General features: G+C 65.4%; 13 protein-coding genes and 1 pseudogene. 4 read left to right on the plus strand and 10 right to left on the minus strand.

Annotated elements, in window-relative coordinates; genetic code table 11:
• The first annotated feature begins 102 nt into the window (after positions 1-102).
• From MAAFP003_RS23605 to MAAFP003_RS23615, 3 genes and pseudogenes are all read left to right on the plus strand, one after another.
• On the plus strand, positions 103-753 hold the full coding sequence (locus tag MAAFP003_RS23605) for a TetR/AcrR family transcriptional regulator (protein ID WP_096290091.1): 651 nt from the start codon (positions 103-105) through the stop codon (positions 751-753).
• 218 nt (positions 754-971) lie between these two features.
• Positions 972-1196 (plus strand): annotated as a pseudogene (locus tag MAAFP003_RS23610) (cytochrome P450); the annotation flags it as partial.
• 31 nt (positions 1197-1227) lie between these two features.
• Entirely contained in the window at positions 1228-2067 is an 840-nt protein-coding gene (locus MAAFP003_RS23615; RefSeq protein ID WP_096290092.1) for a mycofactocin-coupled SDR family oxidoreductase, read from the plus strand.
• A gap of 3 nt (positions 2068-2070) precedes the next feature.
• On the opposite strand, the gene MAAFP003_RS23620 is transcribed toward MAAFP003_RS23615, so the two are convergent.
• Entirely contained in the window at positions 2071-2487 is a 417-nt protein-coding gene (locus MAAFP003_RS23620; protein WP_096290093.1) for a DUF5313 domain-containing protein, read from the minus strand.
• A gap of 9 nt (positions 2488-2496) precedes the next feature.
• On the minus strand, positions 2497-2982 hold the full coding sequence (locus MAAFP003_RS23625) for a MarR family winged helix-turn-helix transcriptional regulator (protein ID WP_096290094.1): 486 nt from the start codon (positions 2980-2982) through the stop codon (positions 2497-2499).
• Positions 2983-3090: 108 nt separating this feature from the next.
• Here MAAFP003_RS23625 and MAAFP003_RS23630 point away from each other — a divergent pair, with 108 nt between their 5' ends.
• Positions 3091-3930, plus strand: coding sequence for an SDR family NAD(P)-dependent oxidoreductase (locus MAAFP003_RS23630; protein ID WP_096290095.1), 840 nt, complete (start codon positions 3091-3093; stop codon positions 3928-3930).
• On the opposite strand, the gene MAAFP003_RS23635 is transcribed toward MAAFP003_RS23630, so the two are convergent.
• The 8 genes from MAAFP003_RS23635 to MAAFP003_RS23670 all read right to left on the minus strand — a co-directional run bounded on the left by MAAFP003_RS23635 (position 3927) and on the right by MAAFP003_RS23670 (position 13052).
• The gene (locus MAAFP003_RS23635; RefSeq protein WP_096290096.1) at positions 3927-6341 is read right to left on the minus strand and encodes a CaiB/BaiF CoA transferase family protein; all 2415 of its coding nucleotides are present in this window, start codon (positions 6339-6341) and stop codon (positions 3927-3929) included. The two genes, MAAFP003_RS23630 and MAAFP003_RS23635, sit on opposite strands and share 4 nt — an antisense overlap.
• Complete coding sequence (locus MAAFP003_RS23640; protein WP_096290097.1) at positions 6338-7333, minus strand: enoyl-CoA hydratase/isomerase family protein; 996 nt, start codon at positions 7331-7333, stop codon at positions 6338-6340. The genes MAAFP003_RS23635 and MAAFP003_RS23640 overlap by 4 nt, the downstream gene beginning before the upstream one ends.
• A 2-nt stretch (positions 7334-7335) precedes the next feature.
• Positions 7336-8463 carry a M24 family metallopeptidase gene (locus MAAFP003_RS23645; protein ID WP_096290098.1) on the minus strand — a complete coding sequence of 376 codons (1128 nt, stop codon included), beginning with the start codon at positions 8461-8463 and terminating at the stop codon, positions 7336-7338.
• Complete coding sequence (locus tag MAAFP003_RS23650; RefSeq protein WP_096290099.1) at positions 8453-9697, minus strand: M24 family metallopeptidase; 1245 nt, start codon at positions 9695-9697, stop codon at positions 8453-8455. Before MAAFP003_RS23650 ends, MAAFP003_RS23645 begins: the two co-directional genes overlap by 11 nt.
• Positions 9697-10869 carry an amidohydrolase family protein gene (locus tag MAAFP003_RS23655; protein WP_096290100.1) on the minus strand — a complete coding sequence of 391 codons (1173 nt, stop codon included), beginning with the start codon at positions 10867-10869 and terminating at the stop codon, positions 9697-9699. The genes MAAFP003_RS23650 and MAAFP003_RS23655 overlap by 1 nt, the downstream gene beginning before the upstream one ends.
• Before the next feature lie 65 nt (positions 10870-10934).
• Positions 10935-12179 (minus strand): cytochrome P450, encoded by a 1245-nt coding sequence (locus MAAFP003_RS23660; protein WP_096290101.1) that lies wholly within the window; start codon positions 12177-12179, stop codon positions 10935-10937.
• 1 nt (position 12180) lies between these two features.
• Positions 12181-12375, minus strand: coding sequence for a ferredoxin (locus MAAFP003_RS23665; RefSeq protein ID WP_096291365.1), 195 nt, complete (start codon positions 12373-12375; stop codon positions 12181-12183).
• 11 nt (positions 12376-12386) lie between these two features.
• Positions 12387-13052 (minus strand): TetR/AcrR family transcriptional regulator, encoded by a 666-nt coding sequence (locus MAAFP003_RS23670; RefSeq protein ID WP_096290102.1) that lies wholly within the window; start codon positions 13050-13052, stop codon positions 12387-12389.
• Between the last annotated feature and the right edge of the window lie 134 nt (positions 13053-13186).

Raw genomic sequence — 13186 nt, forward strand, 5'->3', positions numbered from 1 at the left:
TCCGCCATATGGTCCGAGAGGGGGTCGAGCGCAGCGATGTCACGGCGTTCTCCGGTAGAGTCCAACCATGTTCTCCCCTCGCGGCAATCGTCCGAGCCTTCCGTGACCAACCCAAGCGAAGAGCCGGCCTGGAAACAGCGCGCCGTCGAGCGATCAATCAAAACGGCGAAACTGCGTGCGGCGCAGCGCGTTCAGCGCTTCCTCGACGCGGCGCAGGCCATCATCATCGAAAAGGGCAGCACAGACTTTACCGTCCAGGAGGTCGTGGACCGCTCCCGCCAGTCACTGCGGAGCTTTTACCTGCAGTTTGACGGCAAGCACGAGCTGTTGCTCGCGTTGTTCGAGGATGCGCTGAGCCGGTCGGCCGACCAGATCCGGGCCGCTACCGAAAGCCACTCCGACCCGCTCGAGCGGCTCAAGGTAGCCGTGGAGCTGTTGTACGAGGCCTCACGTCCGGACCCCACGGCCAAACGCCCGCTGTTCACCGACTTTGCCCCGCGGTTGCTGGTAACACACCCCGCTGAGGTCAAGATCGCCCATGCACCGCTGCTGGCATTGCTGACCGAGCTCATGGAAGCGGCTTGCGACGCAGGCAAGTTGCGCGAAGGGCTCAATCCTCGCCGCATTGCTGCGATGACGATGCAGACGGTGATGTTCATCGCTCAGTCCAGCGGCGGCTCCGACGATGCGACGATTCATCCGATCACCGCTGACGAGGTCTGGGACTTCTGCTCTGCCGGATTCGTCGCCTGACACCTGCCGCGAAACGCGTCGGCCATCGCCTGACCTGAGCAAATAGCGCACCTGATTTGCTTGGCGAGAATCAGGTTCTCTAATATCTAGAACTACAAGTAGCCGAAACGGATTCGCCGTTGACACCCGTTCCCGGGTGATGACAGAGTTCAGTGGCGGCGCCCTCCCGCCCCTGGGAGCGGGTGTACGTGGTTCCTGCGAGAGGCGATTGATTACCCGTGACAGTCAGCGCGACCAGCGATGTCTACTTCGACCCGTACGACGTGGGGCTGATCGCCGCCAGGGGCGCGATCCTGGATATGGTCAAAGCCAACATCGAAATCCCGCCGGGGACGGTCATTTTCGAGGATCCGCCGATCCAGGACATTCGCCGTAAGTTGTTGTCCCGCATGTTTACTCCGCGCAAGGTCAATGCACTTGAGCCCAAGATCCGCGGATTCTGTCAAAGAAATCAAGTCAGGAATTGAGGTAGTGATGACCGGACGTGTTGAAGGCAAAGTTGCTTTCGTCACCGGGGCGGCGCGTGGCCAGGGCCGTGCACATGCGGTGCGGTTGGCCCAGGAGGGCGCCGACATCATCGCGGTGGACATCTGCAAGAAGATCGATACCGTCGATCTGATCGCCGCCTCCACGCCGGAGGATCTGGCCGAGACCGCGGACCTGGTGAAGGCACAGAACCGGCGGATCTACACCGCCGAGGTCGATGTCCGGGATTACGACGCGCTGAAGTCCGCCGTGGACACCGGAGTCGAGCAGCTCGGCAAGCTCGACATCATCGTCGCCAACGCGGGCATCGGCAACGGTGGCCAGACGCTGGACAAGACCAGCGAAGCCGACTGGACCGCGATGATCGACATCAACCTCGCCGGCGTGTGGAAGACGGTGAAAGCCGGTGTGCCGCATATCCTCGCGGGCGGCAACGGTGGTTCGATCATCCTGACCAGCTCGGTCGGCGGTCTCAAGGCCTATCCGCACACCGGGCACTATGTCGCCGCCAAGCACGGTGTGGTGGGCTTGATGCGTACCTTCGCCGTCGAGCTCGGCGCGCAGAACATCCGCGTCAACTCCGTGCACCCGACCAACGTGAACACTCCGCTGTTCATGAACGAGGGCACGATGAAGCTGTTCCGTCCCGATCTGGAGAACCCGGGGCCCGACGACATGAAGGTGGTCGGCCAGCTGATGCACACCCTGCCGATCGGCTGGGTCGAGCCCGAGGACATCGCCAACGCGGTGCTGTTCCTGGCATCCGACGAGGCCCGGTACATCACCGGCGTCACGCTGCCCGTCGACGGTGGCAGCTGCCTCAAGTAGCCGCTAGAACGGGCTGCTGTTGGCCTGCCATTCGGCCTCGGCTGGCCGCGGCCCGTAACGGCGGGCGTAGTCCTCATGCATCCGGGCCTGTTTCTGACGGTTGATCACGTCGACCAGGTTCGGATCCAAACCATGGACCGCCAACCGGTGACGGCGCCAAACCTTGTTCAGCGCAAAGTTAACCACCAACGCCCACGCGTACAGGGGCACGGTCATCTCCGTGTGCACATAGAGCGAGGCCGGCAGCAGCCAGAAGGGGGCGAGCACGAGCAGGGGAGGTATCGCCCACCTGATCATGTGCCGGCGGATGGCTCCCGGGCCGGCCAGATCGTTGGCGACCCAGCTGCGCATCGAATCCGGCAGGCGCCGGCCGTAGGCATAGCCGATGCGTTGCCACAGATTGGGTTTCGTGGCGGTCATGGTGACTCCTCAGGATTGCAATGCGCCCGCCGCCACGGCGGCCGCGTTGATTCGGGTCAGGACCTGGTGCAGGTTCTCGAGTTCGGTCAATTCGACACCCAGCCGTTCGACGACGGCGGGCGGAATCTCAAGTGCGCGCTCGCGCAGGGCGATTCCGCGCTCGGTGAGCGTGACATCGGTACTGCGCTCGTCGACGACGTTCTTGGCGCGGGTGATCAAGCCAAGTCCCTCCAACCGTTTGAGCATCGGCGACAGCGTGGCCGACTCCATCTGCAAGGCGGTCGCGATCTGCTTGACCGACAGCGGGGACTCGTTCGCCGCCTTCCGATGATCCCACAGCGCCAGCATCACCAGATATTGCGGATGGGTCAGACCCAGCGGCTCCAATAGCGGTCGGTACACCGCCAGCACCGCGCGATTTGTGGTCGCCAACGCGAAGCACACCTGGTGTTCTAGGGCGAGCGGATCGATCTCGCGGGTGGTCAGCGTGGTCATGTTTACATCGTAGCCTAATAGTTAGTGCCCTATCTATATGGGGGTCCCTCACACCCTCGATGAGACCGCGGTCAGCCGGCCGGAGCGGCAGGAATACCCTCGGATTCCATGGACGGATTCGAGGGACGCGGGGCAGTGATCACCGGCGGTGCAAGCGGAATCGGCTTGGCCACCGCTACCGAGTTCGCCCGTCGCGGCGCCCGCATCGTGCTGGCCGATGTCGACAAGTCCACGCTGGAACATGCCGTGGCACACCTCAAGAGCGAGGGCGCCGACGCGCACGGCGTGGAGTGCGACGTGCGGCACGTCGAGGAGATGGTTCACCTCGCGGACGAGGCGTTCCGACTGCTCGGCCAGGTCGACATCGTCTTCAGTAATGCCGGCATCGTCGTCGCGGGCCCGCTCGCCGCCATGACCCACGAGGACTGGCGCTGGGTGATCGACATCGATTTGTGGGGTTCGATCCACGCCGTCGAGGCGTTCGTTCCGAGGCTGATCGAGCAGGGCAAGGGCGGTCACATCGCCTTCACCGCATCCTTCGCCGGGCTGGTGCCCAACGCCGGCCTCGGGGCGTACGGTGTCGCCAAGTATGGCGTTGTCGGCCTGGCCGAAACGCTGGCTCGCGAGGTCAAGGACAACGGGATCGGCGTTTCGGTGCTGTGCCCGATGGTCATCGAAACGAAGCTGGTCTCCAACTCCGAACGCATTCGCGGCGCGGACTATGGACTCGCCTCGACGCCTGATCTGACGGAGAGCTTCGGGCCGCTGCCGCCGACGCAGGATCAAGGCGTGACGGTCGGCGAAGTCGCGCGGTTGACCGCCGATGCGATTCTGGCGAACCGGTTGTACATCCTGCCGCACGAGGCGGCTCGGGCCTCGGTCAAGCGCCGGTTCGAACGCATCGACCACACCTTCGACGACCAGGCCGCCGAAGGCTGGAAGCACTAGCCCGACCGCATTGCGGGCGTTACGCCGATGACTCCGGCGGCTTCCAGGTCCGCGATATCCGTCGGGTTCAAGCCCAACTCAGCGAGCACCTCATGGTTGTGCTGCCCGAGTGTGGGTGCGGGACGAGCGTGAAACACCCGGGGCCCGTCGGAAAATCTCATCGGCACGGTGCTCAGCCTCGCCCGACCGTTCACCGGATGATCGGCTTCTTCGAAGAAACCGCGAAATGTCAGCTGTTCCAGCTCGGTCTGCCGATGTGGTTGCATGACCTTGGCCACCGGGACACCGGCGTCCCACAACGTTGCCACAATGTCGTCGCGGGTACGGTTCTCGCACCAGGCGGCCAGGTGTTCGTCGACGCAATCCTGGTGCGCCCGCCGGCCGGCCTCAGTCGATAACGCGGGATCGGTTGCCCAGGAGGGTGATCCGAGCGCCCGGGATAAACTTTCCCACTGCCCGTCGGTGGCCACCGCAACGGCGACCCAGCTGTCGAGCCGGCCGAACTCGTCGATGTCGGCACTGCGGTAGAGATTCTGGGGCACCGCCGCCGGACCGTGGTTGCCGTCGCGCTCCAGCAGCGCCCCGTACGCCGAGTACTCGATGACCTGCTCGGCGGAAATGCTCAGCGCCGCATCGACCATCGCCGCTTCCACGAACACACCCTCGCCGGTGCGGCGGCGATGCTCGAGCGCCAGCAATATCGCGTTGAGCGCGTGCACACCGGCGTTGGGATCGCCGATCGAATACGGGTCATACGGCGTGCGGTCCGGGTAGCCGGTGAGCCAGCTGACCCCGGATGCGGCTTCGATCACGTACGCGAAGGCAGGGTTGTCGCGCCACGGCCCGTCGAGGCCGAAACCGGGCATCCGCACCATCACCACATCCGGCCGAATCGATTGAACGGCAGCAAAATCCAGACCGATCTGGTCCAGCACCCGAGGCGTGAAGTTTTCCACGATCACGTCGCAGGTAGCGATCAGATCCCGCAGCAGCTCCCGGCCCCGCGAGCTCTGCAGGTCCAGCGTCAGGCTCTTCTTGTTGGTGTTCAGCGCCTCGAAGATCGGCGACTTCTCCCACCACTGCTCCTCGGTGACCGGTATGCCGGCGATCAGCCGGGTGCCATCCGGACGACGGGTGGACTCGACGTGGATGACTTCGGCACCGAGCATGGCCAGAAAGTGGGTGCCGCAGGGACCCGCCCAGAACGTCGTCATGTCCAGCACCCGAAGTCCAATGAACGGCAACGGCTTTGCCGTTCCGGTCGGCGCGGGCCGCGGTGGCAGGTTCGCGGCGCGGTAGTGCTCGGTGTGCTCCCCGAGCCGCGGCGCCGGTTGCGGGCTGCGCAGTTGTGCGGGCCGCATCCGATACGGGTGAGCCGGCTGCCAGAAGCCGCCCGGATTGCGCACGAACGAACCGCGCTCCACGAATTGATCGAACGAGGTGACATTCGCGCCGTTGGCGACCGGCGCGTTGGGAATCCGGAACGCCGAGGCCAGTTCCCGGATTTCGTCGACCGGGGTCGCGGCCACCCATTCGAAGATCTCGTCGGCGTAGACGTTGGCCAGCTCGGTGATCGACAGCGGCGACTCCTCGTCGATCCACTCCGGATGACCCACCATCGCGCACAAGTCGAACCACTGCTGCGCCGTGCCACACCCGAGATCCACCAGGCCGTCCTTCGCCTGAGCCACCCCCGGAATGGTGGGCCGCCGCGTGTCCCGCCACGGTCGGCCAAGCAGTTCGAAGTAGGTCACCGGGTAGTAGGTCAGACACAGGACCTGGGTTTCCAGCATCGACAGGTCGAGCAATTCGCCGGCACCGCCGTCGTTCCGGCGCCATCGCGACGTCAGGGTGGCCACACTCGCATAGACGCCGGCCAGGTACTCGCCGGCCTGCCCGCCGACGAAGACGGGCGCCCGCTCCTGGTCGCCACGTCCGAGCCCGACGATCCCGCCCGACCACGCCTGCAGCGTGAACTCGGTCGCGGCGCGGTCTCGCCAAGGGCCTTCCAGCCCGAACGGTGTGATCGCGGTGACGGTGAGATGCGGATGGCGGCGATGCAGGGCCTGCGGTGAAAACTCCGGGTGCTCAGCGACTTTCGAACCAGCCGACCAGATCACCGCGTCCGCCGATGCCAGCAGCCGGTTCACCAGTTCGGCGTCCTGGGCGACGTCGGCGACCACGCTGTGTTTCGCACCGGCCAGGAAACCGAACAACGCGCCGTCACCGTCGGGCGGAACGGGAGCGCCGGACGCCGACCACCCGCGCAGCGGGTCCCCTTCTGGTGCTTCGACTTTGACGACGACGGCACCGCCGTCGGCCAGCAGTTTGGTGCAATAGGCACCGGCGATGCCGGTGGACAGATCGACGACGGTATACCCGGTCAGTGGCGGTTCGACGGGCGCCACTATTTCTTTTTCTTCGCTTTGGTGGCCTTTGCGGCACGTGCCTTCTTGCGGGCTTTCTTGCTCAGCGCCCAGTCGTCGGGGAACTTGGTGTCGTTGTCTCTGACCGCCTCGCCCAACCCCTGTTTGATGGCGTCATCGATCGTCAGCTCGTCGCCACTGTCCGGACGGACGCTGCCGCCCATCGATTCGAAGACGCCGCTGAGCATGCTGCCCAGGTACTCGCCCTGGAACTGCTTCATGATTTCGAAGAAGACCTTCTGCATGAAGACGGTGTCGGTGGGGCGATTGCGGGCGCACGCCTGCGCGTACTTCGCGACTTCTGCCTCGAGTTCGTCCCGGGGCACCACACTGTTGAGAAAGTTGCAGTCGTACATCTCATCCGCGGTGAAAGCCCGTCCGGTGAACACCATTTCCTGGAACTTGCGGATGCCCATCGTCTGCGCCCACCACCACATGCGGGGGCCCCAGCCGTAGTACCGGAACGACGGATGCCCGAACAACGCGTCGTCGCTGGAAATGACCAGATCGGCGTCGGCCGCCTGGTAGAAGTGCCAGCCGTAGCAGTAGCCCTTGGCCTCGAGGATGCTGATTTTCTTGAAGTCCTGCAGGCCGCGGATGCCGGAGTTCGGGTTGGCGTACCACTGGCCCAGGGTCGCGCCGTTGCGAAACGACCCTTGCGGCGGATATCTGACGTCGTCGGGGCTGATCCGGTATTCGGCAAGTCGTGGGCCTTGGTCGGCCGCATCGCGGACCCGCAGCACCTCGGTCAGGTCCGCGCCCGAGCCGAGATCGTCGCCGGCTCCGCGAATCACCAGGACTTTGACGTCGTCGTCAATGCCGGCCTGGTGCAACAACTCCGCGTAGCGCAGCCGCGCGGCGATCGTCGGCGCGTTGAGATAGTCCGGCCGGTCGAACGTGATCGTCGCGATCCGCGTCGTCGCGTCTTTGTGGTACCGGACGATCTCTTCGGCCGCCGGCTCCGAGGGCTCAGGCACGGCTACGGCTGCCAGGACGGGCTCGCGGTAAGCACTTCGGGACCGTCGGCGGTGATCAGGACCGCTTCCCGCCCGAATACCGCGCCGACTCCTTCGGCCCAGACGTAGCCGGTCACTGCGAGCACCATCCCCGGCTCCAACCGCTCCTCGGCCGCGGTCGAGGGCAGGTGTTTGGAGACGACGGGTGGGTCGAACCCCATGCCGAGGCCGCGGGCCACCGGCATCGGCGGCTCCGGCTCCCCGGCAGCCCGGTAAGCGGCCAGCAGTTCGCCGGCTCCGGCACCGGGCTGGCAGGCGGCAATCAGCCTGCCCCACAGGCCTTCCCAGCGCGCGTATAATGCGGCGGCGCCGTTGGGTGCATGCTTGCGATCAGCCGGCCAGGTCCGTCCGACCTCGCCGACATAGCCGCCGGCCAGCACTCCGGCGGAGAATGCCACCAGATCGCCGTCCTGGATACGGCCGTCACCGTCGGCCCGGCGCCACGGGTGCGTGCGCGAAGTCACCCATGCGACATCTTGATTCGAGGGCGTGCTCACTCCGCCGGCCGCCGAGGCCTCCAGCAGGACTCCGGCCAGAGCTTGTTCGCTGACCCCCGGCCGCAACTCCGATACCGCAGCCGCAAGAGCCGACTCGACGACCGCGACGGAGTGCCGCAGCGCGGCAATCTCCTCGGCCGTCTTGATCCGGCGCGCGGCCCGCATCGCCAGCTCGCCGTCCACCAGTTGCGCATTGGGGAACGCCGTCGGCAACAGTTGCGCGAAAACCGGTGAAAGCGCGTCGGTTCCGACCCGCCGAGCGGTTGCCGCACCCGGGATGCGCTCTAGCGCCGACATCGTGTTCATCGGATTCCACGAGATGCCGTAGAGGTTCTCGTGCGGGATGTCCTCGGGGATGCCCTCGTCCCACGTGCTCAGTAGGTGCACCGCACCGGTCTCGCGCACCAGCACGCAGCTCGGGCCGAACGGTCGCGTGCCCGCGACCCAGAGTTGCGGCGCGCCCGTTACATAGCGAACGTTGGCCTGCCGCCCGAGGACCAGGACATCGAGATCATGGGCGGCCATTTGGTCCAGCGCCCGCTGCCGACGGCCCGATCGCAGCGTGCGCTCGTCGGGCAGGACTTCAGTTGCCATAAGGGTCATACGGGTAGTTGGTCAAACGAATCCAGCCTTCCTCGGTAATCACCAGGACCTCCTCGCTGCGGTAGCCGCCGGTGCCGTCTTCCCACACCACGGGCTCCAGGACCAGCACCATCCCGGACTTGAGCACGAAATTCTCGTCGAACTCTTGGCCGAGATCCGTTCCGATCATTGGCATTTCGGCGGCGTTGACGCCGATGCCGTGGCCCAGATAGAAGTGCGGCAGCCACGGTTTGGTGCCACCGTTGGCCTTGATCGCGGCCCGTCCCAGGTCGGCGGCGGTGGCGCCGGCCTTGGCGACGCTCAGCACCGCGCTCATGATTTCGAACCATTTGTCGAACTGCGCCTGCTGGCGCGGCGATGGGTCGCGGCCGACGAGCCAGGTGCGTCCGAAGTCGGAGCAGTAACCCTGGTAGGTGATGCTAACGTCGGTCCACAACACGTCACCTTCGACCAGCTCGCGCTCGGTGCTCAGCAGTGGCAGCGCCAGGTCTCCGTGCGTGGTCCATACGCCCTCGGCCTTGCTCGGCGGCATCACCTGCCAGATCGGCTCCAGCATGCTGGCCGTGGCCCCCAGCTCGAACGCGCGCCGCAGAAAGCTTGCCGACAAATCGATCTGACGGATTCCGGGGGCCAGCCGTTTCTGGACTTCCACCATGGCTTCGTCGGTGATCCGTATCGCGGTGCGCATGCACGACAATTCGTCCGGGGTCTTGACCGACTTGGCCGCGCTGACGATCGCCGCTGCGTCCACGGGAGCACCACCGGGGAACAATAGGTTTGCGGCACGAGACATCGCGCCCGTGCACTCGTCGACCGCGATCACCGCACCGGGCGGAATCAGGTCGGCAATCGTCCTCGCGAAATCGGCGACGCCTTCTTCGAATTCGAGGTAGACCGGCCCGTGCAAGTGATCGGCGGGCAGGTCGGATTCGTGCGACGCTCCCTCGCGGAAGGGCAGGAACAGATGCGGCCATTCGTCGCCGGCGACCACGACGGCCACCGGTCGCTCGACGTAGGACAGGCCGGCGTCGCCGAGTGGCCAGCTGGCGCCGGTGGCGTAGACGACGGCATTGTTGCCCAGCAGGATCATCGCGTCCACGCCGCGTTCGGCCATCGCCGACCGCAGCCGGGCCCCGGTCTCGCGACGCAGGCGGGCCAGATCGGCTGTTTCGGGAATCACCAGTCCGTTACCGGTGCTGGTGCCCAGTTGCGCGAAGGTCGTCACTACAGGCCCAGGAACTTCGTGATGTTGTCGCTGACGATCTTCTTCGCGTTCGCCGGGCCGACGGCCTCGACGACAGACTTCAGCGACTTCTCGGAATAGCCGTATGTGCTTTCGTTGTGCGGGTAGTCGCTGGACCACATCACCCTGTCCACCCCGATCTCGTCGATCAGCCGCAAGCCCAGCGGGTCGACCATGAACGACGCGGTCATGTGGGTGTCCCAGTAGTAGCGCACGTCGTGCTCGAGCGGCCGGTTGAACATGTGCTGATAGGACGCCACCAGATGCTCGGCATCTTGCAACGCCCAAGGCACCCAGGCGATCCCGCCCTCGAACCAGCCGATCCGCAGCCCGGGGTGGTCGTCGAGAATTCCGGTGAAGAGGTACTTGGCGAACTGCTCGCGGAAGCCGTCGACGTTGATCATCATGCCGACCACCACGCTGTTGAACTGGCATGGGGTTTTCGGCGGGGTTTCGCCGATGTGATGGGTCACCGGCAGGCCGGCCGCTTCGATCTCGTCCCAGACCGGCTTCATCGCGGTGCTGCCGTAGTCGATCACGTTGCCGTCATCGTCCTTGCCCGGGTTCAGCGGCAGCAGGAACGTCTTGAGTCCCAACGACTTCAATTCGGCCAGCGTGCGCTTGGCACCTTCGGGTTCCCACCAGTTGATCAGGCCCGCGCCGTAGAAGTGGCCGTTGGACCGCTCCTGCAACTCGGCGATGTACTCGTTGTAGATGCGGAAGGCCAGTTCACGAAGTTTCTTGTCCGGGTAGTGGAAGAGCGCCAAGATCGCGTTGGGGAACGCCAGTTCCTTCTCGACGCCGTCCTCGCGCAGCTCCTGGATCCGTGCCTCGATGTTGGTGCTTGCGGCGCCGGGCAGGTCGTCGTACTGCATCAGGACGGCGCTGAAGTCTCCCGGCAGGAACGACTGTCCTTTGCGCCCGACTTGGTAGGCACCGTCCTCGTACCAGATCCGCGGCGCCTTGTCCTTCAGGTCATCCGGGAAGCGGTCGAAGAAGATGTCGTCGGCCAGCGAGATGTGGTTGTCGGCCGAGAAGACGACGGTCCCCTCGGGAAGCCCGACATCGCTGCCCACGGCGTGGCCACGCCGATCCTTGGGAGCGCCGTAGCCTCCGGGCGGGTAGAGCGAGGCGGTGGTTGTCGACGTTGACATTATTGACCCTCCATTCGGATCTGCTTGGAAGTGATCATCTCGGGCTGGTGCTCAATGGATTTCGTTTACCAGGTCACCGGGAGTTCGTAGACGCCGTAGGCGAGCCGGTCGTGCTTGAACGGGATCTCGTCGAACGGCACGGCCAGTTTCATGGTCGGGATGCGACGCAAGAGCGTCTGGAACACGATCTGCAGTTCCGCCCGCGCGAGCTGCTGGCCCACGCACTGATGGCGGCCGTAACCGAAGGCGACGTTGCGGTCGGCCCCGGCACGGTGCACGTAAAGCCGATCGGGCTCGGGAAAGACGTCGGGATCCCAGTTCGCGGGAGCCAGGTCGATGATGATGCCTTCGCCGGCGCGGATTGTCTCGCCGGCGATGTGGATGTCGTCGACGGCAACGCGACGCTGCCCATTCTGGATGATGCTCAGGTACCGCAGCAGCTCCTCCACCGCGCTGGCCAGAACCTTCGGGTCCTCGGCATCGCGGACCACGGCAAGTTGATCGGGATTCTCAAGCAGCGCAAGCACTCCGAGCCCAATCATGTTCGCGGTCGTCTCGTGCCCGGCGATCAGCAATCCGGTACCGAGCTGTGCGGCCTCCTTGACGCTGAGCTCGCCGGCCTTGACGCGTTCGGCCAGATCCGAGATCGCGTCCTCCGCCGGTTTCTCCATCTTGGTTTCGACCAGCTGGGCCAGATACTTGTGCAGGCTCATCGCACCCTTGGCGGTGTCGGCGCCAGTGGCATAGCGCGCCAGCCCCATCGAGGCGTGCTCCTGGAACATCTCGGCGTCCTCGTAAGGCACGCCGAGCATCTGGCTGATCACCAGGGACGGGACCGGAAGCGCAATGGCGGCAACGACATCCGCGGGCTGCGGTCCGGCCAGCATCGTGTCGATGTGGTCATCGGTGATCTGCTGAATCGTGGGCCGCAGGCCTTCCACGCGCCGGAAGGTGAACGGTTTCGACAGCATCCGCCGGTAGCGGGTGTGCTCGTCACCGTCGGCGGTGAACACCGACCGGGGCCGCTTGTGCACGGTCGACAGCATGCCTTCGTTCCAATGCGGGAAGCCGGGCACCCGGTCGTCAACGCTGACCCGGGAATCGGAGAACAGCTCGCACACCTGCTCGTAGCCCGTGATGAGCCACGGGGTGCTGCCGTCCCAGATCCGGACCCGCGACAGTGGCCGCTCGTGGGCCAGGGCCATGACGTCCGGGGGTGGGGCGAACGGGCAGCGCTCATCGCGGGCCATCGGGTAGTCGGGAATCTCTGACACGGCCTCGGCCGTGCTGCTCGTCAGTGCGTCTGACATGTCAATCCTCGATGTAGATTGCCTGGGCTGGGCACGCCGAGGCGGCCTGACGGGCCCCTTCGGTCTGCTCGGCGGACGGGTGCTCGTTGAGCAGGATGACCACTCCGTCCTCGTCGCGCTGGTCGAACACCTCGGGTGCATTCATCACGCAGTTTCCCGAGGACGCGCAAATGTTCTGGTCGACAGTAACTTTCATCAGCTTGCTCTTCATTCGTACGGAGTGACCGGCGCCAGCCACAGGCCCACGATTGCGTCGATGAGGCCGAACGCGGCTGCGCGCCAAGAGGGCTGAGCCATCGGGGCGCCTGCGGCAAGCGCACGCTCGCGATCGGCGCAGGTGTGCATCAAGAGGTTTCGGGCCATGACGTTGCGTTCGAAATGCACATCGGCCGGCAGGTTGGGCAAGCAGCGGTTGACACCGTCGACCACCTCGACGAGCGACGGAGAGCTGAGCGCACCCTTGACCACGATGTTGTAGTAGGCCGGATCGGTCATCGCTTGCGCCGCGAAACGCGCGTACCAGGTCGGGTTGCCGAGATCCTCGAGGTGGTCGGTGAGTGGGCGCACCAGACACGCCACCCAGGCGCGTAGCTCACCGGAGTCGCCCGACGCCCGCAGGTCGACCACCATTTGCTCGCGCAGCTCCTCGACGGGTCCGCGGTGCTTCTCCTCGATGGCACGCACCAGGTCGGCCTTGGTACCGAAGTGGTAGCCCACCGCGGCGTTGTTACCCTGCCCCGCGGCCTCGCTGACCTGGCGGTTGGACACCGCGAACATCCCGTGCTCGGCATACAGTCGCTCGGCCGCCACCAGGATCGCCTCCTGGGTGGAGCTGGCCCGTTCGGTGCGAACGGCCCTGCCTGCCGCGGTCATTGGCCCAGTCAACCGCTTGGAACGGTTTAAGTCAAGCGCTTGATTTAAATGATTTCGGGTCTGCCCGGCGGCCTTCGGCGTGACGCTGCGGTCGTGCTCGGCGCCGGACGTGACGGCACCGGCGCGCTCGGGCC

This window comes from Mycobacterium ahvazicum (assembly GCF_900176255.2).
GTDB lineage: Bacteria > Actinomycetota > Actinomycetes > Mycobacteriales > Mycobacteriaceae > Mycobacterium > Mycobacterium ahvazicum.

Coding starts and splice junctions, on each gene's coding strand:
- MAAFP003_RS23615 (WP_096290092.1), top strand. CDS start 1,228: ATGACCGGACGTGTTGAAGGCAAAGTTGCTTTCGTCACCGGGGCGGCG.
- MAAFP003_RS23620 (WP_096290093.1), bottom strand. CDS start 2,487: ATGACCGCCACGAAACCCAATCTGTGGCAACGCATCGGCTATGCCTAC.
- MAAFP003_RS23625 (WP_096290094.1), bottom strand. CDS start 2,982: ATGACCACGCTGACCACCCGCGAGATCGATCCGCTCGCCCTAGAACAC.
- MAAFP003_RS23630 (WP_096290095.1), top strand. CDS start 3,091: ATGGACGGATTCGAGGGACGCGGGGCAGTGATCACCGGCGGTGCAAGC.
- MAAFP003_RS23645 (WP_096290098.1), bottom strand. CDS start 8,463: ATGGCAACTGAAGTCCTGCCCGACGAGCGCACGCTGCGATCGGGCCGT.
- MAAFP003_RS23655 (WP_096290100.1), bottom strand. CDS start 10,869: ATGTCAACGTCGACAACCACCGCCTCGCTCTACCCGCCCGGAGGCTAC.
- MAAFP003_RS23660 (WP_096290101.1), bottom strand. CDS start 12,179: ATGTCAGACGCACTGACGAGCAGCACGGCCGAGGCCGTGTCAGAGATT.
- MAAFP003_RS23665 (WP_096291365.1), bottom strand. CDS start 12,375: ATGAAAGTTACTGTCGACCAGAACATTTGCGCGTCCTCGGGAAACTGC.
- MAAFP003_RS23670 (WP_096290102.1), bottom strand. CDS start 13,052: ATGACCGCGGCAGGCAGGGCCGTTCGCACCGAACGGGCCAGCTCCACC.